The following is a 24,824-nucleotide window of genomic DNA, read 5'->3' as shown; positions in this document are numbered from 1 at the left end:
CCCTTCTTGATACAACTTCTGTGGATTCACCGAAATTACAGAAGTTGCCGATTACCAAGCAGTCTTTGCTGGGCGATTTTAAAAAAATGTGTGGCTTGCATCGAACCGATGATTTGCATCGGTCTGTTTCAACGCAGCAGTTTTTCGAAAGGTGCACTGTGACTAATGCTGGTGATTGGGGGCTTCGGCCTTCCTTCGCTTTCCCCGGCGGCTCTGACCGCTTTAACGCAGACTTCTAGGGTTTTTCATGACGCGCTACATCTTCGTCACGGGCGGTGTTGTTTCTTCATTGGGGAAAGGCATTGCCTCGGCTTCATTGGCAGCCATCCTGGAGGCGCGGGGACTTAAGGTCACCATGCTGAAGCTGGACCCCTACATCAACGTTGATCCGGGCACCATGAGCCCGTTCCAGCACGGTGAGGTGTTCGTCACACACGACGGCGCCGAAACCGACCTGGACTTGGGGCATTACGAGCGGTTCATCCGCACGACCATGACCCAGAACAACAACTTCACCACGGGCCGCGTTTACGAACACGTCCTGCGCAAGGAGCGCCGTGGTGATTACCTGGGTGCAACCATCCAGGTGATTCCGCACATCACCGACGAAATCAAACGTCGGATCATCAAGGGCGCCGGCGATGCCGACGTAGCGATGGTTGAGATTGGCGGTACTGTGGGTGACATTGAGTCCCAACCGTTCCTCGAGGCTATCCGTCAGTTGCGCATCGAAGTGGGCGCCAAGCGCGCCATGCTGATGCACCTGACGCTGGTTCCGTATATCGCCACTGCTGGCGAAACGAAAACCAAACCAACGCAACACTCGGTTAAAGAATTGCGCTCCATCGGCCTGCAGCCAGATGTCCTGATCTGCCGTTCCGATCACCACGTTGATATTTCTTCGCGTCGCAAGATTGCGTTGTTCACCAACGTTGAAGAGCGTGCCGTTATTTCGCTGGAAGACGCCGACACCATCTACCGTATCCCGGGCATGCTGCACGCCCAGGGTCTGGATGATTTCGTTGTCGAGCGTTTTGGCCTGGAATGCAACAGCGCCGACCTGTCCGAATGGGAACAGGTTGTTGATGCCAAGCTTAATCCGGAGCACGAAGTCACCATCGCGATGGTTGGCAAGTACATGGAGCTGCTGGACGCGTACAAGTCGCTGATTGAAGCGATGAGCCACGCCGGTATTTCCAACCGTACCAAGGTCAACCTGCGTTATATCGACTCCGAAGACATCGAAAACAAAGGCACTGAACTGCTTGAAGGCTGTGATGCCATTCTGGTTCCGGGCGGCTTCGGTCTGCGCGGCGTAGAAGGCAAGATCACGGCTGTTCAGTACGCTCGCGAGAACAAGGTTCCATACCTGGGTATCTGCCTGGGCATGCAAGTAGCGGTTATCGAGTTCGCACGTAATGTGCTGGGCTGGAAAGACGCTAACTCCACCGAGTTCGATCGCAGCAGCGGCCACCCGGTTGTAGGTCTGATCACCGAGTGGGAAGACGCCACCGGTGCAGTCGAAACCCGTACCGAAACCTCTGATCTGGGCGGCACCATGCGTCTGGGTGCGCAGGATTGCCAGTTGCAAGCCGGTTCCCTGGTTCACGACTGCTATGCCAAGGACGTGATCGTTGAACGTCACCGTCATCGCTATGAAGTGAACAACAACCTGCTGCCTCAGCTGACCGAAGCTGGCCTGAAAGTGACCGGTCGCTCCGGTGACGGCGCACTGGTAGAAGTGGTTGAAGCTCCGGATCATCCTTGGTTCGTTGCTTGCCAGTTCCACCCGGAGTTCACCTCCACGCCACGTGATGGCCATCCATTGTTCACCGGTTTCGTCAAAGCAGCATTGGCGCAACACGAGAAGAAGGCGTAATCAGAATGGCGCAAAAGATTATCCGTGTAGGCAATATCGAAATTGCCAACGACAAGCCAATGGTCTTGTTCGGTGGCATGAACGTGCTCGAAAGCCGTGATATGGCCATGCAGGTGTGCGAAGAGTACGTGCGGGTTACTGAAAAGCTTGGTATCCCTTACGTGTTCAAGGCCAGTTTCGACAAGGCCAACCGTTCATCTGTCAGCTCTTACCGGGGCCCCGGCCTCGAAGAAGGCATGCGGATTTTTCAGGACATCAAAGCCGCCTTTGGTGTGCCGCTGATCACCGACGTCCACGAACCTGCCCAGGCAGCCGTGGTCGCCGAGGTTTGCGACATCATCCAGCTGCCGGCCTTCCTGTCGCGTCAGACTGATCTGGTCGTGGCCATGGCCAAGACCGGTGCCGTGATCAACATCAAGAAAGCCCAATTCCTTGCACCTCAGGAGATGAAACACATCCTGAGCAAATGCGAAGAGGCGGGTAATGATCAGTTGATCCTCTGCGAACGTGGTTCCAGCTTCGGCTACAACAACCTTGTTGTAGACATGCTGGGCTTTGGCATCATGAAGCAGTTCGAGTACCCGGTATTTTTCGACGTGACCCACGCGCTGCAAATGCCGGGTGGTCGCTCGGACTCTGCCGGTGGTCGTCGTGCCCAAGTAACCGACCTGGCCAAGGCTGGCATTAGCCAGGGCCTTGCCGGTCTGTTCCTTGAGGCGCACCCGGATCCGGATAATGCCAAATGCGACGGCCCTTGTGCCTTGCGTCTGGACAAGCTGGAGCCATTCCTGGCCCAGTTGAAGTCTCTGGATGAGTTGGTTAAAAGTTTTCCGACAATAGAAACCGCGTAACCCTCGTTTCTCCGGTAAAGTACCGCACGATTTCTCGGGCCTCTGGGCCCGAGCCTTATCGCCCGCAAGGCTGCCCGCTATTTGCCCCTTGCCGCCGATAACAATATTTCCCTCAGCTGCGTCGTTTTCGTCAACTTTGGAGTGTTTACAACAATGGCAAAAATCGTCGACATCAAAGGTCGTGAAGTTCTCGACTCCCGTGGCAATCCCACTGTGGAAGCGGACGTGCTTCTCGACAACGGCATCATCGGCAGCGCTTGCGCGCCGTCCGGTGCATCCACCGGTTCCCGTGAAGCGCTGGAACTGCGTGATGGCGACAAGAGCCGTTACCTGGGCAAAGGCGTTCTGAAAGCCGTTGCCAACATCAACGGCCCGATTCGTGATTTGCTGCTGGGTAAAGACCCGGTTGACCAAAAGGCGCTGGACCACGCGATGATCGCGCTGGACGGTACTGAGAACAAAGGTTCCCTGGGCGCTAACGCCATTCTGGCGGTGTCTTTGGCTGCTGCCAAAGCGGCTGCACAGGACCAGGACCTGCCGCTGTACGCGCACATTGCCAATCTGAACGGTACTCCGGGTGTTTACTCGATGCCGGTTCCGATGATGAACATCATCAACGGTGGCGAACACGCTGATAACAACGTCGACATTCAAGAGTTCATGGTTCAGCCGGTTGGCGCCAAGACCTTTTCTGACGCGTTGCGCATGGGCACCGAAATCTTCCATCACCTCAAAGCTGTGCTCAAGGCCCGTGGCCTGAACACCGCCGTGGGCGATGAAGGTGGTTTCGCACCTAACCTGGCTTCCAACGAAGATGCACTCAAAGTGATCTCCGAAGCCGTGGCAAATGCCGGTTACACCCTGGGCACTGACGTGACCCTGGCTCTGGACTGCGCTGCCAGCGAATTCTACGAAGATGGTAAGTACAACCTGTCGGGCGAAGGTCAAGTCTTCAACTCCGAAGGTTTTGCTGAGTACCTCAAAGGCCTGACTCAGCGCTACCCGATCATCTCCATCGAAGACGGTCTGGATGAGTCTGACTGGGATGGCTGGAAAATCCTGACCGACAAAATCGGTGAGAAGGTTCAACTGGTCGGTGACGACCTGTTCGTAACCAACACCAAGATCTTGAAAGAAGGCATCGACAAAAGCATCGCCAACTCGATCCTGATCAAGTTCAACCAGATCGGCACCCTGACCGAAACGCTGGAAGCTATCCAGATGGCCAAGGCTGCTGGTTACACGGCTGTGATCTCGCACCGTTCCGGCGAAACCGAAGACTCCACGATTGCCGATCTGGCAGTGGGTACTGCGGCTGGCCAGATCAAGACCGGCTCTCTGTGCCGTTCTGACCGTGTTTCCAAGTACAACCAATTGCTGCGTATCGAAGAGCAATTGGGTGCTAAAGCCAAGTACAACGGTCGTGGCGAGTTCCGCGGCTAAGTACTGAATCGTAAAAAGTCAGCAGATTGTGTTGAAATGCTCGTCAACTCGGGCCTTTTGACACTAATCTGATGCTTCTGTATACAAGCCTGGTTCTTCCAGGCTTTGTACTATTCGTTGTTTACGTTTGTCGGCATGGCTGTCTTTTTACTGGATACCTGATATTCGATGCGCAGTCCCTATTGGTTGTTTCTCGTCCTGCTCTTGCTGCTGGCTGGCCTACAGTATCGCCTGTGGGTGGGGAATGGCAGTTTGGCGCAGGTTACCGACCTGACTCAGCAAATCGCCGATCAGCGTGCTGAAAACGAAATTTTGCTGGAGCGTAACCGCGTGCTGGATGCGGAAGTGCTGGAGCTTAAAAAAGGCATGGAGACCGTTGAAGAACGCGCTCGCCATGAGTTGGGCATGATCAAGGAGGGTGAAACCCTCTATCAGTTGGCCCAATGAGTCATTCATCACCGGCCTTTTGGGCCGTGATTCCTGCCGCGGGCGTGGGTGCCCGTATGGCCGCAGACCGTCCCAAGCAATATTTGCAGTTGGGCGGGCGCAGTATTCTCGAACACAGCATCAGCTGTTTTCTCGATCATCCAGGCCTCAAGGGGCTGGTGGTCAGTGTCGCTTTTGATGACCCATTTTGGCCGTCTTTGCCGTGTGCTTCTGATGCGCGGGTAGTGCGGGTGGACGGCGGGCGTGAGCGGGCGGATTCCGTACTCAATGCGTTGTTGTACCTGCATGCGCAAGGCGCAGCGGATGACGACTGGGTGTTGGTCCATGATGCGGCCCGGCCCAACTTGTCCCGTGAAGACCTGGACAAACTGCTGGGTGAGTTGGCTGACGACCCTGTGGGTGGTTTGCTGGCAGTTCCCGCGCGGGACACGCTCAAGCGAGTCGACAAAAAAGGTCGTGTGGTCGAAACCGTTGATCGCAGCTTGATCTGGCAAGCGTATACACCGCAGATGTTTCGCCTGGGGCCATTGCATCGCGCGCTGGCGGACAGTCTCGTGGCCGATGCGATCATTACCGACGAATCTTCGGCAATGGAATGGGCCGGCCTGGCCCCGCGACTGATCGAAGGGCGTGCGGACAATATCAAGGTCACTCGCCCGGAAGACCTTGAGTGGTTGCGATTGCGTTGGGCTACTCGCTGATCAGAGTGTCCCGGGGACTTGTGGGAGCGGGCTTGCTCGCGATGACATCACCTGGTTTTCCCGGCAGACTGTGGCGTCTGCATCGCGAGCAAGCCCGCTCCTACAGGTAATAGGAGCAGCGGCTTACCCCTGATACTCCTTCCGCTTGGCCAAGCCTTCCTTCAAGTAATCCACCAGTTTTCTGACTTTGGGCGATAAATGCCGCTGTTGCGGATACAGCGCCCAAACCGCAGTGTTGGGCGGCTGGTGGGTGTCGAGCAAAGACACCAGAGCTCCGGTCTTTAAGTGCTCCAGCACGTAGTAGTCCGGCAACTGGCAAAGTCCCACACCCTGAAGTGCAGCATCCAATACCGCCTGCCCACTGTTGCAGCGCCAATTCCCCTGCACCCGTTGCGAAAACTCACGCCCGTCCTGCTGCAATTGCCATAGATCCGTGCTGCCAATCAGACAGTTATGTCGGCTAAGCTCTGACAGGCTGTGGGGGCGGCCATAATGTTCCAGGTACGAAGGCGACGCGCAGACATACATGCGTCTGGGGGCGAGTCGCGTGGCCACCAGCCTTGAGTCCTGCAAGCGACCCAGTCGAATTGCCAGATCCAGACTTTCATGCACCAGGTCCAGCGGTCGATTGCTGAGCTCTATATCGACCCGTAACTGCGGATACAGCCCCATGAAACGCGTCACCAATGGCACGATAAAACGTTCGCCATAGGCCACCGCGCAGGTCATGCGCAGCATGCCCTTGGGCTCGCTGGCCAGATCCCCTATCGCTCGCAGCGCCTCTTCACGTCCGTCTTGAAGGCGCTGGCAATGCTGCAAGAACGTTTGTCCGGCCTCTGTCAGCGTGACCTTGCGAGTACTGCGGTAGAACAAACGGGTCTGCAGGCGCTCTTCGAGCCGCGCTACCTGGCGACTGATGTGGGACGAAGAGACGCCAAGACGCTCGGCCGCCGCAGTGAATTGGCCACACTCGGCCACGGCGACAAACTCATCGATACCTTCCCAGCGGTTTTCATTCACGGCAGATTATCCCTATATGGCAATAATGTTTTGCTTTTGTCTGGATTATTAATCACTCAGCGCTGATTTACACTCGGCGTCTTGTTTTTACTTTGCTGGAGACGATCGATGATCAAGTCACGTGCTGCCGTAGCCTTCGAGGCCAAAAAGCCGCTGGAAATCGTAGAAGTTGACGTTGCCATGCCCAAGGCTGGCGAAGTACTGCTGCGGGTTGTGGCGTCGGGTGTTTGCCATACCGATGCCTACACCTTGTCAGGCGCGGACCCGGAAGGCATCTTCCCGTCCATCCTGGGTCATGAAGGCGGCGCCATTGTTGAAGCCATTGGCGAAGGCGTGACCTCTGTTGCGGTCGGTGATCATGTGATCCCGCTGTACACCCCAGAATGCGGCAAGTGCAAATTCTGCCTGTCGGGCAAGACCAACCTGTGCCAGGCGATTCGCTCGACCCAAGGCAAGGGCTTGATGCCGGACGGCACCACGCGTTTCTCCTACAAGGGGCAGCCGATTTTCCACTACATGGGGACTTCGACCTTTTCTGAATACACCGTGCTCCCGGAAATATCGGTCGCCAAGATTCAGAAAGATGCGCCGCTTGAGAAGGTTTGCCTGCTGGGTTGCGGCGTGACGACCGGGATCGGCGCGGTGCTCAACACCGCCAAGGTCAAGCCGGGTGACACCGTGGCCATCTTCGGTCTGGGCGGCATTGGCCTGTCCGCGGTGATCGGTGCGGTGAAAGCCAAGGCAGCACGGATCATTGCAATCGACATCAACCCGGCCAAGTTCGAGATCGCCCGTCAGTTGGGTGCGACCGATTGCGTCAACCCTAAAGACTTCGATCGCCCGATTCAGGAAGTGATCGTCGACATGACGGATGGTGGTGTCGACTTCTCCTTTGAATGTATCGGCAATGTGAACTTGATGCGTGCGGCGCTGGAGTGCTGCCACAAAGGGTGGGGCGAGTCTGTGATCATCGGCGTAGCCGGTGCAGGTCAAGAAATTTCGACCCGCCCATTCCAGCTGGTAACCGGTCGTGTCTGGCGCGGCTCGGCATTTGGTGGCGTACGTGGCCGCACTGAGCTGCCGAGCTATGTCGACATGGCGCAAAGCGGCGAGATTCCGCTGGATACCTTCATTACCCACACCATGGGCCTTGAAGATATCAATAAGGCATTTGACCTGATGCATGAAGGCAAAAGCATTCGCACCGTCATCCATTTCTAATTAACAGCGGTAAGTCTAAACACCGCTAAACACGTGTTGGAGCGGGCTTGCTCGCGATTGCAGCTACCCGGTTTGATTGAAGGACCGAGTTGTCTGCATCGCGAGCAAGCCCGCTCCAACAGGTGGGGTGTTTTGCTTACGGTCTGGAGCTGCCCATGACATTGGAAAATATCTCCTGCCAAAAAAGCTTTGGCGGATGGCACAAGCGTTACAAGCATCGCTCTGAAGTGCTGGGCTGCGACATGGTCTTCGCCGTGTACTTGCCGCCGCAGGCGGAGCAGGGCGCGAAGTTGCCGGTGCTGTACTGGCTGTCGGGCTTGACCTGCAACGACGAGAACTTTATGCACAAGGCCGGTGCAATGAAGATGGCTGCCGAGTTGGGGCTGATCATCGTGGCGCCGGACACCAGTCCCCGTGGTGAAGGTGTGCCGGATGACCCGCAGGCTGCTTGGGACTTTGGTTTGGGTGCAGGTTTTTACCTGAATGCTACGCAAGAGCCTTGGTCGCAGCATTATCGGATGCACGATTATGTGGTGCAGGAATTACCGGCTTTGGTCGAGGCGCATTTTCCTGCTTCGCAAAAGCGCGGCATCAGCGGGCACTCGATGGGCGGGCACGGGGCATTGGTGTGTGCACTGCGCAATCCTGGCCGCTATCAGTCGGTCTCGGCTTTCGCGCCGATCAGCAATCCGATGGACTGCCCATGGGGGCAAAAGGCGTTCTCCAATTACTTGGGCGAAGAACGCGCCCGTTGGCGTGAGTGGGATGCGAGCGTGTTAATTGGCGAGGCACGTGAAAAGCTGCCGCTGCTGGTCGACCAGGGTGACCGGGATGACTTTCTGACTGTCCAGCTCAAGCCTGAGGTGCTGCAGCAGGCCGCTAAACTTGCTGACTACCCGTTGACCCTGCGCCTGCAGCCAGGCTACGACCATAGCTATTTCTTTATCGCAAGTTTCATTGATGACCACTTGCGTCATCACGCCAATGCACTGAGCTAATAGCGCCCAATGTTGGACAAAGTAGGTAGAATCACGCCCTGACTTAATCGGGGCGTTTTTTTATGCGTATTGGCCACGGCTATGATGTGCACTGTTTCGCTGAAGGCGATTTCATTACGTTGGGCGGCGTGCGGATCTCCCACAAATTCGGGCTGCTGGCCCACTCTGATGGCGATGTGCTTTTGCATGCCCTCAGCGATGCCTTGCTGGGGGCTGCGGCACTTGGTGATATAGGCAAACACTTTCCGGACACCGATCCGACCTTCAAGGGCGCTGACAGTCGCGTCCTGCTGCGTCATGTCGTGGGTCTGATCCATGCCAAGGGCTGGAAAGTCGGCAATGTCGACAACACCATCATTGCCCAGGCGCCGAAAATGGCGCCGCATATTGAAACAATGCGAGCGCTGATCGCTGCGGATCTAGAGGTTGAATTGGACCAGGTAAACGTAAAGGCCACTACCACTGAAAAGCTCGGCTTCGTTGGTCGTGAAGAAGGTATTGCGGTGCACTCCATTGCGTTGTTGGTTCGCGCATGAACGAGTCTGATCTGCTCGGCCCGCGGGCCTACGGCGAGGCGCTGGGCACTGCTGTGCTCAAAGCGACGGCTGAAGATTTTCAAGTCGACGAAGTGCTTGATATACCGCTGTCCGGTGATGGCGAGCATCTGTGGTTGTGGGTCGAGAAACGCGGCCTGAACACCGAGGAAGCCGCGCGCCGCATCGCCAAGGCGGCGGGCGTGCCTTTGCGTACGGTCAGTTACGCGGGTCTCAAGGACCGCCAGGCGTTAACCCGCCAATGGTTCAGCGTGCAGTTGCCGGGCAAGGCAGACCCTGACTTGTCGGGCGCTGAAAACGACACTCTGAAAATTCTCAAGACCTCACGTCACAAGCGAAAATTACAGCGAGGCGCCCACGCGGCCAACGGTTTCACATTGCGCCTGACGCAGCTGGCCGGGGACAAGGACGCGCTGCAGCAACGCCTTGAACGGATCGCCAAACAGGGTGTTCCTAACTATTTCGGCACCCAGCGATTCGGCTGGCAAGGTGGCAACGTGGGGGAGGCGCGTGATTATGCTGCGCGCAAGGCCTTGCCTGAGCAGCGTAATGTTCGCTCGCGGCTGCTTTCCACCGCTCGCAGCTATCTGTTCAATCAGGTGCTGGCAGCGCGGGTGGCTGATGGTAGCTGGCAGCGGGCGCAGGTCGGCGATTTGCTGGCCTTTACCGACAGCCGCAGTTTTTTCCCGGCGGGCGAGGCTGAATGCAGCGATCCGCGGCTGGGCATTCTCGATCTGCACCCCACCGGCCCGCAGTGGGGCGAGGGCGAGTCACCGACCACCGGCGCGACCCATGCGTTGGAGCAGTTGATTGCAGAACGCGAAGCGGACTTGCGTGACTGGCTGGTTCGCGCGGGCATGAGCCATGAGCGACGTATCCTGCGACTGCCCATTGGCCGATTGACGTGGCATTATCCGCAGCCTGACGTTTTGCAACTGGAATTTGTTCTGCCGGCCGGATGCTTCGCCACTGTTCTGGTGCGCGAGCTTGTTGATCTGGTGCCTTTGGATCAAGCGGATAGCCTATGCGTATTCTGATTTCAAACGATGATGGGGTCACTGCCCCGGGCCTCGCCGCGCTTTACGGTGCGCTGGCCGATTACGCCGAGTGTGTGGTGGTTGCCCCGGATCAAGACAAAAGCGGAGCGAGCAGTTCGCTCACGCTGGACCGTCCCCTGCATCCGCACACTCTGGCCAATGGTTTTATCAGCATTAATGGAACACCGACCGATTGCGTGCACCTGGGCCTTCACGGCTTGCTGGAGCCTCAGCCGGACATGGTGGTATCCGGCATCAACCTGGGCGCCAACCTGGGTGATGACGTGTTGTATTCCGGCACGGTGGCGGCGGCTCTTGAGGGGCGCTTTCTGGAGCGTCCTTCGTTTGCGTTTTCGTTGGTGTCGCGCCAGGTCGACAACTTGCCGACGGCGGCATTTTTTGCCCGCAAGCTGCTTGAGGCCCACGCCTCACTGGACTTGCCACCGCGCACGGTCCTCAATGTGAATATTCCTAACTTGCCGCTTGAGAACATTCGCGGCATTCAACTCACCCGCCTGGGCCATCGGGCGCGGGCAGCGGCGCCGGTACGGGTTGTTGACCCGCGTGGCAAGGCTGGCTACTGGATTGCCGCCGCGGGCGACGCTGAAGACGGCGGGCCGGGGACGGACTTTCATGCGGTGATGCAGGGGTATGTGTCGATCACGCCTCTACAACTGGACCGCACCTTTGGTGATGGTTTCAAAAGCCTGAATGGCTGGCTGGAGGGCATGGGCTGATGGCGCGCGAGCAGGATGGCATGATGCACCGTGGCATTGGCATGACCTCTGAACGCACACGAGAGCGGCTGATTCAGCGCTTGCGTGAAGAGGGCATCGTTAACCAGAACGTGCTTGAGGTCATTCGCCGCACGCCACGTCATCTGTTTGTGGATGAAGCCCTGGCACACCGCGCCTACGAAGACACTGCGCTGCCAATCGGCAATAACCAGACCATCTCCCAGCCTTACATGGTGGCGCGCATGAGCGAGCTGCTGCTTGAGGACGGGCCGCTGGACAAGGTGATGGAAATCGGCACCGGATCGGGTTATCAAACCGCCGTGCTCTCGCAACTCGTTGAACGCATATTTTCGGTCGAGCGCATCAAGGTGCTGCAGGACCGGGCCAAGGAGCGATTGCTGGAGCTCAACCTGCGCAACCTGGTGTTCCGCTGGGGCGATGGCTGGGAGGGCTGGCCAGCGCTGGCGCCTTACAACGGCATCATCGTGACGGCAGTAGCCACAGATGTACCGCAGGCATTGCTCGACCAGCTGGCTCCCGGTGGGCGCCTGGTGATCCCGGTGGGTGCGGGTGAAGTCCAGCAATTGATGTTGATCGTACGCGAAGAGCACGGTTTTGCCCGGCGGGTGATCGGTAATGTGCGCTTTGTGCCACTGCTTAACGGGCCGCTGGCCTGAGTCTTTATTCGAGCCGGGTGAATTATAGGGTGAGCTGCGGGTCATAAAGCCCGTCACCCCGGGCCCTGCCCAGTGTTTGTTTGTATTTTATACAGTGTGTTTATGATTAGGCTTTGCAGTCTGTAAAAGCCCTGTAGCCAGTTATACTTGCGCTAAACCATGGCCAGTACTGGCGTTTTACTATTTAGCCATCTTCAAAGGGAGCGGCGGGTGAGTCTCACAGTCATTGCGCAGCGTATGAGCAGCAAAAGCTTTCAGAGGCTGGTGGTCGGTCTGTTCCTGAGTGCCACACTGGCTTTGTTGGCAGCGTGCTCCAGTAGCCCAAAAAATGGCGTCAATGTCGTTGACCGTAACGGGGTAGCCCAACGTCCGGCAGTGACCACAGGCCAATACGCCGTGCGTCGTGGCGATACCTTGTTCTCCATTGCTTTTCGGTACGGCTGGGACTGGAAGGCGCTGGCTGCCCGTAACAACATCGGCGCCCCGTTCACCATTGTCCCTGGCCAGGTCATTCGTTTTGACGGGCGCTCCGGTACCCAGCCAGCGGGCGGCACGACAAGAACAGTAGTGTCGTCCTCTGCAGGCAGCAAGACCACGGTAATCAAGCGTTCCGCCACTGCACCTGTAGCTGCTGCGCCGCTGCCAGCAGGTCCCGCGCCCAAGGGCTGGGGATGGCCTTCAAACGGGATTTTGATCGGCAAATTCTCTTCAAACGGTAGTTTGAATAAAGGTATTGATATCGCCGGTGATTTGGGACAGCCTGTTTTAGCTGCGTCTGATGGGTCGGTTGTATACGCTGGCAGTGGATTGAGGGGCTACGGCGAACTGATCATCATCAAACACAGCGATACCTACGTCAGTGCTTACGGACATAACCGTAGGCTGTTGGTTCGGGAGGGGCAGCAGGTCAAGGTCGGACAGACAATTGCCGAAATGGGGTCAACTGGTACAGACCGGGTGAAACTTCACTTTGAGATTCGCCGTCAAGGTAAACCTGTAGATCCATTGCAATTCCTTCCTCGCCGTTGATCGGTTACCAGCCTGTTCCTGATGTGGATAAGGAACAGGCTCCAGCGTTGCCAAGGACTTGGGCGATGCTAGAGCTTGAGGTCGAACTCATCAAAGGACTATAGCAATGGCTCTCAACAAAGAAGCGCCGGGGTTTGACATCGACGATGAGGTGCTCCTTATGGACTCCAACATCGACAGCGACTTGATGTCAGAAGAAGACGATTCAACCCCTACAGCTCGAACCAAGTCCAAAAAAGCACCCGTTACAAAACAGCACAAGTACATTGACTACACACGGGCGCTTGATGCGACCCAGTTGTATCTCAATGAAATTGGCTTCTCCCCGTTGCTCTCCCCAGCAGAAGAAGTTCACTTTGCACGCTTGTCGCAAAGTGGCGATCCAGCCGGGCGCAAACGCATGATTGAAAGCAACTTGCGGCTGGTGGTGAAAATCGCACGCCGTTATGTCAATCGTGGGTTGTCGTTGCTTGACCTGATTGAAGAGGGCAACCTGGGACTGATTCGGGCCGTCGAGAAATTTGACCCGGAACGAGGGTTTCGCTTCTCGACTTACGCTACCTGGTGGATCCGCCAAACGATTGAACGGGCGATCATGAACCAGACCCGTACCATCCGTTTACCGATCCATGTCGTTAAAGAACTCAATGTCTATCTGCGAGCAGCGCGCGAACTCACGCAAAAGCTCGATCATGAACCTTCCCCTGAAGAAATCGCCAATCTCCTCGAAAAACCTGTCGCAGAGGTCAAGCGCATGCTTGGGCTCAATGAACGGGTGTCTTCGGTAGACGTTTCTTTAGGCCCGGACTCAGACAAAACCCTCCTTGATACCCTCACCGATGATCGCCCTACAGATCCTTGCGAGCTGCTTCAGGACGATGATTTGTCGCAGAGTATCGATCAATGGTTGTCTGAACTCACCGACAAGCAGCGCGAGGTCGTCATTCGCCGTTTCGGGCTACGCGGTCATGAGAGCAGTACCCTTGAAGATGTAGGTTTGGAAATCGGTCTGACACGTGAACGCGTGCGCCAGATCCAGGTCGAGGGGCTCAAGCGCTTGCGTGAAATCCTTGAGCGCAACGGTCTGTCGAGCGAGTCGCTGTTCCAGTAGTTCACAACAGGCTGACTTTAAACCCCGAGCTGTTCGGGGTTTTTTGTGGGTCATGGAAAATTGTTTCGGCTGCAGTTTTAGCCTGTGTCTGATTGGTTTGGCTCTGAAATGGAATGTCACTGACAAGATTGATTATTACCTGCGTAGTGCTGTAAGCCTTTACTTACCTTTCATGTAAGCCAAGTGCGAAAATAGGTCAGGCAAGTGCCTTTTTCTTACTTTGGTTTGTTCATAAGTCCATGAAAAATAAGGTTTTATATTTTTTTCATAAAGTGACCATGTAATAAAAATCTATAACTGCTGCGCTTGCAGCAATCCTATAAAACTCTAGTATTTGAATTGTGTCGACGGATCGACACCACGCTCAAGGAAGAACGCAGACGGACATCGCGGGATGCGATTCATCAGGATGATGAGAAGGAAAAAAGGGACTAGGGAAAAAATGTGGGCGGGTCAAACCGCCCCTTTTTTTTGCCCGAAAAAACTCAAGAGAGCAGCGTTTTATCTTCTGCAGGTTCTCATAAAGCGTGTCACCGAATCGTTCAACGCAAAACGCCCAAGGTCATTAACCTCGGGCGTTTTGCGTTGGGGTATCAAACAGCCTTTTCAGTGCTTACAGCACCGGATAGTCGATATAACCCACGGGACCTTTTACATAGAAGGTTTCTGGGTGCGTTTCATTGAGCGGCGCATCGACCTTCAGGCGTGCAGGCAGGTCCGGGTTGGCGATAAACGGTACGCCAAAGGCTATGGCATCTGCCTTGCCCGCAGCCAGCCATGCATTGGCGCTGTCCTTGGTGAAACTCTCATTGGCGATGTACGGGCCGCCAAAGGCTTGTTTGAGCTGTGGGCCGAGGCTGTCTGGCGCTTCATGCTCACGGGAGCAGATATACGCAATGCCACGCTTGCCCAGTTCACGGGCTACATAGCCAAAGGTTTCAGCCAGATTGTCGTCACCCATATCGTGCAGGTCGGCCCGTGGCGACAAATGCACGCCAACCCGGCCAGCACCCCAGACGTCGATGGCTGCGTCGGTGACTTCAAGCAACAGGCGCGCGCGGTTCTCTACGCTGCCACCGTACTGGTCGGTGCGCTTGTTGGTGCTGCTTTGCAGGAACTGATCGAGCAGGTAACCATTCGCGCCATGAATTTCTACGCCGTCAAAACCGGCAGCCTTGGCGTTTTCTGCGCCGGTGCGGTAGGCCTCGACGACATCCGCGATTTCGGCCGTTTCCAGTGCGCGAGGTGTCGGGTACTCAACCTTTGGACGAACCAGGCTGACATGGCCTTTGGCGGCAATGGCGCTTGGGGCGACCGGCGCTTCGCCGTTCAGGTACATCGGGTGCGAGATGCGTCCGACATGCCACAACTGCAACGCGATCCGGCCACCGGCAGCGTGTACTGCCTTGGTGATGTTGGTCCAGCCGCGCACCTGATCGTTGGACCAGATGCCCGGGGTGTCAGGGTAGCCGACGCCCATCGGCGTCACCGAAGTGGCTTCGCTCAGGATCAGACCCGCTGAAGCGCGCTGAACGTAGTATTCAGCCATCAGCGCATTGGGAACCCGACCTTCATCGGCGCGGCAGCGTGTTAGCGGAGCCATGATGATGCGGTTGGGCAGTTCGAGATCGCCCAGCTTGATCGGATCAAAAATCGTGGTCATTTATGCAGCCCTCTCAAGGATCAGTGTGTGGCAGTGGCCAGTTCGGCATTGCCGTTCTGGCGAAAAGTAATCAGGGTGACCAGCAGCGCCAGAATCGCCAGCGCTGCAGCGGCCAGCGGAACGCTGGTCAGGCCGAAGCCGTGGGCGATGACGCTGCCGCCCACCCAGGCGCCCAGCGCATTGCCGACGTTGAAAGCGCCGATGTTCAAGGTTGACACCAGGTTGGGTGCGGCCTTGCCGAAGGTCACGACATTGATTTGCAGCGCCGGTACGGCGGCAAATGAGGCGGCTGCCCACAGGAACAGGGTTATTTCGGTCGGGATCACGGCGACGCTGGTCCAGGTCAGTACGGTCGACAGCACGGCCATCGCGATAAAAACACCGATCAATGTAGCGGCCAGACGCTTGTCTGCCAGCTTGCCACCGATGATATTGCCCACGGTCAGGCCAAGGCCGATCAGCAGCAAGGTCCAGGTCACGCCGCTGGGCGATACGCCGGTGACATCACCTAGCAGGGGCGCGACATACGTGAACAGGGTGAACATGGAGGCGGAAAACAGCGCAGTCATGCTCAGGGACAACCAGATCCCGGCGCCTTTGAGTGCGGCAAGTTCGGCACGCATATCGAGCTTTTCTTCATCGCGCTTGGCGGGCAAATAGCGGATCAGACCGATCAGGGCCACGACTCCAATCACGGTGACTGCAAAAAACGTCGAGCGCCATCCTGCGGCTTGCCCCAAAGCGGTGCCCAAGGGCACGCCCAGCACATTGGCCAGGGTCAGGCCGGTAAACATCAGTGCCACCGCCGAAGCGCGCTTGTTGGCGGGTACCAGGCCTGCAGCCACTACCGAGCCAATGCCGAAGAAAGCGCCGTGACACAAGGCTGTAACGACCCGGGCAAACATCAGCACGTTGTAATCGCTGGCGAGGGCACAGAGCAGGTTGCCGATGATAAAGATCACCATCAACGCGACCAGCGCGGCTTTGCGCGGCAACTTGGCCGTGGCCATTGCCATGAACGGAGCACCGATGGCCACCCCCAGCGCGTAACCGGTCACCAGCCAGCCAGCGCCCGGGATTGATACACCAAGATCGGCCGCTACATCGGGCAACAAACCCATGATCACGAACTCGGTGGTCCCGATGGCGAAAGCGCTGAGCGCCAGAATGAGGAGTGAGAGGGGCATGAAGGTCCTTGTTAAAGCTCTTGGCTGATTTTTTCGAGGAAGACCTTGATGGTTTCCTCATTACGTTTGAAGAAGTGCCACTGGCCATGCTTTTGGCTGGTAATCAGACCCGCTCGTTGCAGCGTTGCCAGGTGGGCAGAGACCGTCGACTGCGACAGGCCGCAGAGCTGATCAAACTGCCCGGCGCACACGCCATGTTCGGTTGAGTGGATTTGGTCAGGGAACGAAGCATCGGGGTTTTTGAGTGCGTTGAGAATTTCTCGGCGTACTGGGTGTGCCAGGGCTTTTATTATTTCGTCGAGGTCAATCGGCATGATGGCAGTGCTCAATGAGGTGTAGCGTTATATCGCGATGAGGCGAACCTTAAATCGTTATATCGCGATATACAAATATGAATTTGATCTTAGTTCAGTTCAAATCGGTATATCGGGTTATAACGATATGAGTGGGGCAGTGCTAAACTGCGCGCCATGAATTATCTCGCACATCTGCACTTGGGCGGTCAGCGTCCGGAAGAATTACTCGGTAGCCTGTATGGCGATTTCGTCAAAGGGCGGCTGCATGGTCAGTACAGCCCTCAGATTGAACAGGGCATTCAACTGCACCGCAGTATTGATGTGTTTACTGACAACCACCCTCTGGTTGATCAGTCGCTGTCGCGATTCACCCGGACCCGCAGGCGCTATGCGGGCATCGTGCTGGATGTGTTTTTCGACCACTGCCTGGCGCGGGACTGGATGCAGTATGCCGAAGGGCCGCTGGAGCGTTTTACTTCCGATTTTTACCGTGTGCTGGTGGCTGAGCAGCAGTTGCCGCGCAGGCTGGCCAGCATCGCACCGCACATGGCGGCCCATGACTGGTTGGGTTCGTACCGGGATTTTGACGTGCTGGAGCAGGTGTTTAACGGCATAGCCCGACGTTTGTCGCGCCCCGAAGAACTGGCCGGGGCGATGCAGGATTTGAAGGCCTTGTACGAACCGCTCAGTGAGGATTTTCGAGCGTTTTATCCGCAGTTGCAGGCGTTTGCGGCGGGCTGCTACCGGCAGGGATATCTGTAGTCGCTGCCGAAGGCTGCGATCTGCTGCGAAGCAGCAGCAAAAAACCTCTGTTGATACGTGCATCGATGTGGACTCGATTTCCCATGGACATGGGATTGCTCGCGTTGCTTAACGCTCACGTTTCTTCAGGATTTTTCGCACAGGGTTGGCAATTGCTGGGGCTTGGTGCGCGGCCTATAGTCGGTGCTCGCCGATATAGCGACCGGATTTGGCGATCCGGGAACAGCCTAGAAAATACGCAATTGCTATAAATACCGGAGCGTGTATTTTGCTCGCTGTGTTTTATGGCAGCTGTACGTGGGAGATCTTCGGATCTGCCGGGTTTTCTGGGCTCTAACCGGTTCGCCAACCCGCGTACAGCGGCCACCTGTTTTTGTTTGGCGACGAAAACGGATGGCTAGAACTTTAGAGCACCAGAGGTTTACTTATGACTAACTCCACGTTTGTTCCTCTTACCGCTATCGACTGCACCATCCCCGCCTTATTGATCGACCGCAACGCTCCTCTCGATGTGCTCCACGCCAACGCCGTCGCCCGCGTGCTGGCCGTAACCCAGTTGATGGAAATGTTCTCCTGCCGCGAAGTGCAGCAGGCCGATTCTGTCGACCTCAAACACCTGGCCACGGTTTCGGCGCAATTGCTGCGCGACGGTTGTGATCTGCTGGATGTCTTGGGCTGGCGCTTGCGGCCTGTTTGATACCGTTTTTATTACTGATGTATTGAGTACATATCCGGCATCAGCGTTTAACTGGAATATTGGTTTCGCTCTTACAGCGAGTCCCTTTTTGAAGGACCAAAAAGGAACCAAAAAGTCCTCGCCCCAGCGTACGGCCCTCGCTTCGCTCAGGTGTCCCTCGCTCCGGTCCAGCTCCGTGGGCCCGCCGTGACGGGCCATCCTTGGCCCAACACGGCTATCCCGGCATCCATGCCGGGATGCCCACTGCGCAAAACCTCCTCTCGGCCTCCCGAAGGGGCGGGCAGATCAAAAGCATTGCGCCCAGAGGCGGCCGACCGGCCGGCCTGGTTGGTGAGTTGCACTCACGATCCGTAGCAGCTGACGAGCCGTGCGAGGCTGCGTCCGGTTGCGAAGCGACCGTAAAACCTGAGTCCGGGATTTACCTGAACGACCGCAGTATCCGGTTTTACGACTGCTACGTCGCAGTGGCGCACCAAACCGAACGCAGCCTCGCACGGCTCGTCAGCTGCTACAGGGATCTGCGCAAGGTTCTTTTGCTTTTGCTGTCGCCACGCGATTACCTGAACGCCACGAATGCCCATAACAGTGCCGGAGTGAGGGCGGAACCTTTATTCCAGTTACACAGGGCAGCTCAGACCATCGCCCCCAGTGGATCTGTTTGCGCCACTGGCGCTGTCACCACCCGCCGTATGGCCTCCTGGGCCCTGAACGCCAGCACGGCGCGCTCCTGCGCCTGGCTGGCAATGGGCTCAAGCAGGTGTATCTCGACCTCGGCCTGTTCATGGCTAAACAGGCGCAGTAGATGTGACAGCAAGTCATCGTCGCCAATAAACGGTGCGATCGTGTCGATCTCTCCATTGCGTAAATAGCGAATGGCCACAGGCTGCAGAGGTACATGGCTGTCTATTGCCGCCGATAACAGCCGACCATGAAAGGTACGTACCGAACGCCCATCAGTGGTGGTGCCCTCGGGAAACATCAGCAGAGAGAGGGGGTGCTGCAAGTGGTGGGCCATTTGCTCACGAATCAACTGGCTGTCACCCGCGCCCCGGCGAATAAACAGACTGCCCGCCTTGGCCGCCAGCCAGCCAGCAACCGGCCAGCCGCGTACTTCGGATTTGGACAGGAATGAAAGCGGGGTGAGTTGCCCCAGCAGAGCAATGTCGGTCCATGACACGTGATTGCTGACCCACAGCATGGGCGTTGCAGGCAACTGGCCGACGACGGTGATGCGAAAGGGCAGGGCGTTGCTCAGGCGAGACATAAAAAATTGCGACCAGCGTTGGCGACGGTCCATCGCGTTGCTCAGGCGCAAGCGCTCAAGCACCCCGAACACTGCGGCCATGCCCAATCCCAGGCTGACTACCACCAACACACGAGCCACTCGGCCATATTGGCGCAAGCGGCTCATTACATGGCCGCCTTGAAGTGACGTGCATAACGCGGGCACAGTTCGTCGCGCTTGAGCAAAATAAACACGTCAGCCACCTGAAAGTCTTCATCCCAGCAAGGTTCACCGCAAATCTTGGCGCCCAGGCGCATGTAAGCCTTGAGCAACGGCGGCATTTCGGCGATGACGTTGGCAGGTACTTCTTGAGCCGGTAATGGCTTTTTTGGTTCGGCGCGCAAATGCTCGGTACACAAATAGCGTTCGCGCAGGCGCTGCATGATTGCCCGAGCCTGGATGCCTCCGTCCTGCATGGGGATGCTCGCGCAACCCATCAGGTAGCGGTAGTTACCGTGGTTGAGCACTTCCGCCAGTTCGCCCCAGAGCACGGCGATGGTGCCGCCATTACGGTACGCAGGGTCGACACAGGTTCGTCCGATTTCCAGTACCGGCCCTTGAAGGTTGACCAGGCCGTGGAGGTTGAACTCTTCTTCGCTGTAAAAGTGGCCGATGCGTTGAGCGGCGCTGTGATCCAGCAAGCGAGTGGTGGCTACCAGTTGGCCGTTATTGAGGTCGCGCACCCCGATATGTTCGCAATACGCGTCGTAACCGTCCTCGTCCAGACCGTGTTCGGCGCCTTTGAGTTTGGCCTTCATTTCGCCGCTGAACACACGAAAACGCAGGGCTTGAGCCTCGCGCAAAGCGCCGGATCCGATCAGGCGTTCTGCCTGCAGGCGGCGTTCTGGAGCGGTGTCGCGGATACGGGCGATCTGGGACATTGCGAATCTCCGTGCAGGCACTGTGCCCGCCTTGGGTTTCTGCCAATCGACTGAGGTGTGCAACTTCAGGCTAGGCAGGTGCAATGTCACCCCTGTGACGTTTGGGTGATGCTTGTATGACAGCCGCCCCGGAGGAACTGTCGGTCTCGGGAGGCGTCCTAACACTGTGTAAAAAAGTCCAGCCAAAACCGCTCGCCAGGTTTAATGTTCACCCACGTTTATTTGTCGATGAGTTTTTATGCTTAAAGCGTTGTTTTCTTCTGCCTGCGCCTTGTTGTTGACCGTTGGTGTGAGCCTGCCTGCCCAGGCCAACTGGTACCTGGACGGTGAGTCGTCACGGCTTTCATTTATCACCACGCAAAATGCCAATATCGCGAACGTGCATCGCTTTTTGGTCCTGCACGGCAAGGTCGACCGTAAAGGTCAGGCGCAATTGCGCATTGAAATGGACTCGGTCAACAGCGACGTACCATTGCGTGATGAGCGCATGCGCGACGTGCTGTTTGATTTCAAGCATTTCCCCGAAGCGCAGATCACTGCGCAGATAGACTTGCAGCCCATCAATGATCTTGCCCCCGGTGCGCAACTGGAGTTGCACTTGCCCGTCACGGTCAGCTTGCGCGGTAAGCAACACACCTATGAGGCCGAACTGTTGGCCACGCGCCTTGATGAGCGGCGCTTTCAGGTCGTGACCCTGGAACCGCTGATGCTGCAAGCCGAAGATTTTGGCCTGCAGCCGGAGCTTGAAACCTTGCGTAAATTGGCCGGGCTTTCGACCATCAGTTTTTCAGTGCCGGTGGGTGCGGTACTGATTTTCACGGCTCGCTAAGATGGCCGGCGCGGTGTTTGGCTGGCGCAGCGACAATCAGTTCGAGTTGCTGATCGATGGCTCCCGGTTTTTCCCACGAATTCTGGCTGCCATTGAGCAGGCTCAAGAGCAGATTGATCTGGAGTTATATCTGGTTGAGGCTGGAGGCTGCGCTGAAGCCATCGTGCAAGCCCTGGAGCAAGCGGCTTGGCGCGAGGTGCGAGTACGCTGCCTGTTTGACGGTTATGGCAGTCTGGGCCTGGGTTTGGGCTTGCGTCGCAGGCTCACGGATGCCGGGGTTGAACTCAGGTTTTATAACCCGCTTAGCTGGCGGCGAGGCCTGAACAACCTGTATCGCGATCATCGCAAACTGTTGTTGGTGGATCAGCAACTGGCCGTGGTCGGGGGCACTGGCGTAACGGATGAGTTTTGGCGCCCCAGTGACGACATCTGCGAATGGCATGAAGTCATGGTCAACATTCAAGGCCCTTTGGTGATGGACTGGCAGATGCTGTTTGATCGTCAATGGCGCGCCAATATCAGCCGCAAAGCGTGGAAACCCGCGACTCACTTCGGTTTGGCACGCTTGCCGGGTCTACCCGAGAAGGGTGAAGGCATGGGCCGTGTCGCCTACGCAGACGCTCATCAACATCGCGATATCCTGCAATCGCTGGTGCGGGTGATCAACAGCTCCAAGCAGCGTATCTGGCTGGCCACGCCTTATTTCTTGCCCACCTGGAGTGTGCGCCGTTCTCTGCGCCGCGCGGCGGCCAGGGGCGTAGACGTGCGGTTGCTGCTGACTGGCCCCCGTACTGACCATCCTTCCGTGCGTTACGCCGGTCATCGTTATTACCCGCGCTTGCTGAAATCCGGTGTACAGATACTGGAATACCAGCCCTGCTTTCTGCACTTGAAAATGGTGCTGGCCGACGATTGGGTCAGCATTGGCTCGTGCAATTTCGACCACTGGAACCTGCGTTTCAACCTTGAAGCCAACCTTGAAGCGCTCGACCCGGCGCTGACTCAAGCGGTGGTTGCAAGTTTTATCACGGACTTCGCCCAAAGCCAGCCTGTCAGCTTGCAAGACTGGCAGTCACGGCCACTCTGGAAACGGGTAAAACAACGTATTTGGGGTTGGGTCGATCGGCTGGTGGTCAATGTGCTGGGGCGTCGACACTAGATTTTGCCTGGCACGCGGTTACAGAATCGTTGAGAACGTGCAAAATCGAGCCACCTCACGGTAACGCAAGAGCGTGGGGCATGATTTCCTGGAGCGTTATTGCATGACACCTTCGTTGTTACTGGCTGTTCTGGCTTCTGGCTTTATCTATGGCATCACCCCGGGGCCAGGTGTGCTCGCTGTTTTCGGTATTGGCGCAGCCCGTGGCCGGCGCGCCGGAGCCGGGTTCCTGTGCGGGCACTTGCTGGGTGATGTGATCTGGTGCAGCACGGCGCTGATTGCCATTGTGGGCGCACGTGAGTTTGGCAGCACGGCGTTTAATGTGTTGGGCTTGATCAGCGGGCTTTACCTGTTTTGGCTGGGATTGCGCGCCGTTCGCGCTCAGCGTAGCAGCGTGGCCCAGCAAGGGCCGGCGCGGCAGCCATTTGCTCATGGAATTTTCTTCGGCCTGACCAATCCCAAGGCGTACCCCGTAGCCGTCGCGACGTTCACGGCGCTGCTGTCCAGCCGTGCAGAACTGCTGACCTGGGAGATGCTGCCCTGGTTGATCGCTTTGAGCTTTGTGGGCGGGGCGCTGGCCTACGCGATTTTGGTGGGTATTGTCGGCGCTGGGCATGTCAGGGCACTCTATCAGCGTCATGAGCTGCTGATTACCCGGCTGTGCGGGGTCATGTTTATCGGTTTTGCCATCAGTGCTTTGATGCATGCACTGCCCGGGCTGTTACGAACTATCGTTTGAAGTAGGTGGCAGGGAATGCAGTGCGGTGGGCGAGTCAGGGATGAATGTTGACATTTAACCCTGAGGCATCGAGTTGCCCTATGGACATCAAGAACTACCTGCTTCAGGCAGGTTTTATTGACCTGTTGCTAGACGCAGTCTGTGTGGTGGACCGCAATGGTCGCTTTGTTTACGTCAGTGCAGCCTGCAAACGTATTCTGGGCTATGAGCCCCACGAGCTTAAAGGCCAGTCGATGATCGATCTGGTGTTTCCCGCTGACCGTGAGCGAACCCTGCTCGCGGCCAATGAGATCATGGCGGGTGAACCCACGCTCAATTTCGAGAACCGCTATGTGCACAAGGCCGGGCATGTGGTGCATATCCAATGGTCTGCGTGCTGGTCTGAAACCCATGAAATGCGCGTTGCCGTGGCCCGTGATATCACCGAGCGCAAACTGGCGGAGTCACGGCAAGCGGCCCTGTTTGCGATTTCGGAGGCCGCCCATGGGGCCGAAGATTTGCTGGCGCTGTTCAGGTGTGTTCACCAGCTCATCGGGCAGTGGCTGCCTGCCGTGAGTTTTTCGGTCGCACTTCGGGAACAAGGTGCGCTGACTTTCCCCTACCACGTCGACGATCATCCGCTAGAGCAGCATTCCCCCGTTCGCCATCTGAGTGAGGAGGTCATTCTCAGTGGCCAGTGCGTGATGCGTGTTGCTGACCATGCGCCGTCATGGCTGGGTGTTCCGCTGACCACCCAGAACGGCAACATTGGTGCGCTGGTGGTCAAGAGCCTGCTGGGCGAAGAGCGCTACACCGAACAGCACAAAGACCTGCTGCAGTACGTGTCGACCCAAGTGGCAACGGCCATTGAACGCAAGCAGTTGCATGCCCGCTTGCAGTATCTGGCGCAGTACGACGCCTTGACTCATTTGCCCAATCGAGACCTGCTCTACGATCGCCTGCACCGCGCCCTGGCCTCTGCGAAGCGCGACAATGAATGCCTGGCCGTGCTGTATGTCGATCTGGACCACTTCAAACTCGTCAACGACAACTATGGGCATGCTGTCGGTGATGACCTGTTGCAGCAGACTGCGCGGCGCCTGACGCTGTGCGTGCGTGAAAGCGATACGGTCTCCAGGATGAGCGGGGATGAGTTTGTGCTGGTGCTGGAAAGGCTCAAGCTGCCAGAGCATGCGCTGATCGTGGCCGAAAAAATTCGCCTCAATCTCAGCCAGCCTGTCTTCGTTGGTAATCACACGCTCAACATCATCCCCAGCATTGGCATTGCGGTTTATCCCGAGCACGGCGAACAGGCCCAGCAATTGCTGCACCATGCGGATACGGCGATGTATCGAGTCAAAAAGAGGGGGCGTGGCTAAACAGCGTGTGCAAGCAGTAAAACGGGAAGGGGATTTTGTTGCTGTACAGGCCAGGCTTTCAGTGGGGTGAAAGCCTTAAAGAAGTGGAGCGGGTGGCGGGAATCGAACCCGCGTGATCAGCTTGGGAAGCTGGAGTAATACCATTATACGACACCCGCTCAGAGCGGCTGACTTTGTACCAGAAGTCGGCCTTGATGAGAAGTTTTATTCTTCAAATACGTCATTTTGCAGCGTTTTTTCAATGAGCTGTCAGCTTCCTGCGT

General features: G+C 56.9%; 25 protein-coding genes and 1 tRNA gene. 19 read left to right on the top strand and 7 right to left on the bottom strand.

Annotated features, from left to right (window positions below):
* Positions 1-247 precede the first annotated feature (247 nt).
* The 5 genes from RGV06_RS09075 to ispD all read left to right on the top strand — a co-directional run bounded on the left by RGV06_RS09075 (position 248) and on the right by ispD (position 5,321).
* Complete coding sequence (locus RGV06_RS09075; protein ID WP_019822213.1) at positions 248-1,879, top strand: CTP synthase; 1,632 nt, start codon at positions 248-250, stop codon at positions 1,877-1,879.
* 5 nt (positions 1,880-1,884) lie between these two features.
* Positions 1,885-2,730 carry a 3-deoxy-8-phosphooctulonate synthase gene (kdsA, locus tag RGV06_RS09070; protein WP_019822215.1) on the top strand — a complete coding sequence of 282 codons (846 nt, stop codon included), beginning with the start codon at positions 1,885-1,887 and terminating at the stop codon, positions 2,728-2,730.
* 153 nt (positions 2,731-2,883) lie between these two features.
* Complete coding sequence (gene eno, locus RGV06_RS09065; protein WP_019822217.1) at positions 2,884-4,173, top strand: phosphopyruvate hydratase; 1,290 nt, start codon at positions 2,884-2,886, stop codon at positions 4,171-4,173.
* Between the two features lie 168 nt (positions 4,174-4,341).
* On the top strand, positions 4,342-4,620 hold the full coding sequence (gene ftsB, locus RGV06_RS09060) for a cell division protein FtsB (protein WP_019822218.1): 279 nt from the start codon (positions 4,342-4,344) through the stop codon (positions 4,618-4,620).
* Positions 4,617-5,321 carry a 2-C-methyl-D-erythritol 4-phosphate cytidylyltransferase gene (ispD, locus tag RGV06_RS09055; RefSeq protein WP_019822220.1) on the top strand — a complete coding sequence of 235 codons (705 nt, stop codon included), beginning with the start codon at positions 4,617-4,619 and terminating at the stop codon, positions 5,319-5,321. Before ftsB ends, ispD begins: the two co-directional genes overlap by 4 nt.
* 123 nt (positions 5,322-5,444) lie before the next feature.
* On the opposite strand, the gene RGV06_RS09050 is transcribed toward ispD, so the two are convergent.
* Positions 5,445-6,341, bottom strand: a complete 897-nt coding sequence (locus tag RGV06_RS09050; protein WP_046810488.1) for a LysR substrate-binding domain-containing protein — start codon at positions 6,339-6,341, stop codon at positions 5,445-5,447.
* A gap of 108 nt (positions 6,342-6,449) precedes the next feature.
* Between RGV06_RS09050 and RGV06_RS09045 the strand changes: the two genes are divergently transcribed.
* From RGV06_RS09045 to rpoS, 8 genes are all read left to right on the top strand, one after another.
* Entirely contained in the window at positions 6,450-7,562 is a 1,113-nt protein-coding gene (locus RGV06_RS09045; RefSeq protein ID WP_019822222.1) for an S-(hydroxymethyl)glutathione dehydrogenase/class III alcohol dehydrogenase, read from the top strand.
* A gap of 155 nt (positions 7,563-7,717) precedes the next feature.
* Entirely contained in the window at positions 7,718-8,560 is an 843-nt protein-coding gene (gene fghA / locus RGV06_RS09040) for an S-formylglutathione hydrolase (RefSeq protein ID WP_019822223.1), read from the top strand.
* Between the two features lie 62 nt (positions 8,561-8,622).
* Positions 8,623-9,096, top strand: coding sequence for a 2-C-methyl-D-erythritol 2,4-cyclodiphosphate synthase (gene ispF / locus RGV06_RS09035; protein WP_019822224.1), 474 nt, complete (start codon positions 8,623-8,625; stop codon positions 9,094-9,096).
* Positions 9,093-10,151 carry a tRNA pseudouridine(13) synthase TruD gene (truD, locus tag RGV06_RS09030; RefSeq protein WP_322149845.1) on the top strand — a complete coding sequence of 353 codons (1,059 nt, stop codon included), beginning with the start codon at positions 9,093-9,095 and terminating at the stop codon, positions 10,149-10,151. The genes ispF and truD overlap by 4 nt, the downstream gene beginning before the upstream one ends.
* Entirely contained in the window at positions 10,139-10,888 is a 750-nt protein-coding gene (gene surE / locus RGV06_RS09025; protein WP_019822227.1) for a 5'/3'-nucleotidase SurE, read from the top strand. The genes truD and surE overlap by 13 nt, the downstream gene beginning before the upstream one ends.
* 41 nt (positions 10,889-10,929) lie before the next feature.
* Entirely contained in the window at positions 10,930-11,565 is a 636-nt protein-coding gene (locus tag RGV06_RS09020; RefSeq protein WP_173667434.1) for a protein-L-isoaspartate(D-aspartate) O-methyltransferase, read from the top strand.
* Between the two features lie 210 nt (positions 11,566-11,775).
* Positions 11,776-12,594: a peptidoglycan DD-metalloendopeptidase family protein gene (locus RGV06_RS09015; protein ID WP_322151862.1), complete on the top strand. Its 819-nt coding sequence runs from the start codon at positions 11,776-11,778 to the stop codon at positions 12,592-12,594.
* A 106-nt stretch (positions 12,595-12,700) separates the two neighbouring features.
* A complete protein-coding gene (gene rpoS / locus RGV06_RS09010) occupies positions 12,701-13,705 on the top strand; it encodes an RNA polymerase sigma factor RpoS (RefSeq protein ID WP_019822232.1) in 1,005 nt (334 codons plus the stop codon).
* Positions 13,706-14,318: 613 nt separating this feature from the next.
* Here rpoS and RGV06_RS09005 read toward each other — a convergent pair.
* The 3 genes from RGV06_RS09005 to RGV06_RS08995 are packed head-to-tail and all read right to left on the bottom strand — an operon-like array spanning position 14,319 to position 16,869.
* Positions 14,319-15,368: an alkene reductase gene (locus RGV06_RS09005; protein ID WP_322149844.1), complete on the bottom strand. Its 1,050-nt coding sequence runs from the start codon at positions 15,366-15,368 to the stop codon at positions 14,319-14,321.
* 20 nt (positions 15,369-15,388) lie between these two features.
* Complete coding sequence (locus RGV06_RS09000; RefSeq protein ID WP_019822237.1) at positions 15,389-16,555, bottom strand: MFS transporter; 1,167 nt, start codon at positions 16,553-16,555, stop codon at positions 15,389-15,391.
* 11 nt (positions 16,556-16,566) lie between these two features.
* Entirely contained in the window at positions 16,567-16,869 is a 303-nt protein-coding gene (locus RGV06_RS08995; RefSeq protein ID WP_019822239.1) for an ArsR/SmtB family transcription factor, read from the bottom strand.
* 156 nt (positions 16,870-17,025) lie between these two features.
* On the opposite strand from RGV06_RS08995, the gene RGV06_RS08990 reads away from it, so the two are divergent.
* Both RGV06_RS08990 and RGV06_RS08985 read left to right on the top strand, forming a co-directional pair.
* Positions 17,026-17,613, top strand: a complete 588-nt coding sequence (locus RGV06_RS08990) for an ACP phosphodiesterase (protein ID WP_048351385.1) — start codon at positions 17,026-17,028, stop codon at positions 17,611-17,613.
* A 427-nt stretch (positions 17,614-18,040) separates the two neighbouring features.
* Positions 18,041-18,310, top strand: a complete 270-nt coding sequence (locus RGV06_RS08985) for a hypothetical protein (protein ID WP_019822242.1) — start codon at positions 18,041-18,043, stop codon at positions 18,308-18,310.
* 631 nt (positions 18,311-18,941) lie between these two features.
* Here the strand turns inward: RGV06_RS08985 and RGV06_RS08980 are convergent.
* Positions 18,942-19,721: a lysophospholipid acyltransferase family protein gene (locus RGV06_RS08980; RefSeq protein WP_019822243.1), complete on the bottom strand. Its 780-nt coding sequence runs from the start codon at positions 19,719-19,721 to the stop codon at positions 18,942-18,944.
* The gene (gene olsB / locus RGV06_RS08975) at positions 19,721-20,476 is read right to left on the bottom strand and encodes an L-ornithine N(alpha)-acyltransferase (protein ID WP_019822245.1); all 756 of its coding nucleotides are present in this window, start codon (positions 20,474-20,476) and stop codon (positions 19,721-19,723) included. The genes RGV06_RS08980 and olsB overlap by 1 nt, the downstream gene beginning before the upstream one ends.
* 238 nt (positions 20,477-20,714) lie before the next feature.
* Here olsB and RGV06_RS08970 point away from each other — a divergent pair, with 238 nt between their 5' ends.
* The 4 genes from RGV06_RS08970 to RGV06_RS08955 all read left to right on the top strand — a co-directional run bounded on the left by RGV06_RS08970 (position 20,715) and on the right by RGV06_RS08955 (position 24,561).
* Positions 20,715-21,305, top strand: a complete 591-nt coding sequence (locus RGV06_RS08970) for a YceI family protein (RefSeq protein WP_019822247.1) — start codon at positions 20,715-20,717, stop codon at positions 21,303-21,305.
* A gap of 1 nt (position 21,306) precedes the next feature.
* Positions 21,307-22,464 (top strand): phospholipase D-like domain-containing protein, encoded by a 1,158-nt coding sequence (locus RGV06_RS08965; RefSeq protein WP_046810672.1) that lies wholly within the window; start codon positions 21,307-21,309, stop codon positions 22,462-22,464.
* A gap of 103 nt (positions 22,465-22,567) precedes the next feature.
* Positions 22,568-23,203, top strand: coding sequence for a LysE family translocator (locus tag RGV06_RS08960; RefSeq protein ID WP_019822251.1), 636 nt, complete (start codon positions 22,568-22,570; stop codon positions 23,201-23,203).
* 80 nt (positions 23,204-23,283) lie between these two features.
* Positions 23,284-24,561, top strand: coding sequence for a GGDEF domain-containing protein (locus RGV06_RS08955; protein ID WP_019822252.1), 1,278 nt, complete (start codon positions 23,284-23,286; stop codon positions 24,559-24,561).
* 84 nt (positions 24,562-24,645) lie between these two features.
* Here RGV06_RS08955 and RGV06_RS08950 read toward each other — a convergent pair.
* Positions 24,646-24,719 (bottom strand) — tRNA-Gly (locus RGV06_RS08950).
* Between the last annotated feature and the right edge of the window lie 105 nt (positions 24,720-24,824).

Source organism: Pseudomonas sp. CCI3.1, assembly GCF_034313985.1.
In the GTDB taxonomy this organism is placed as follows: domain Bacteria; phylum Pseudomonadota; class Gammaproteobacteria; order Pseudomonadales; family Pseudomonadaceae; genus Aquipseudomonas; species Aquipseudomonas psychrophila.
This window is presented reverse-complemented; position numbering and strand designations above follow the sequence as displayed.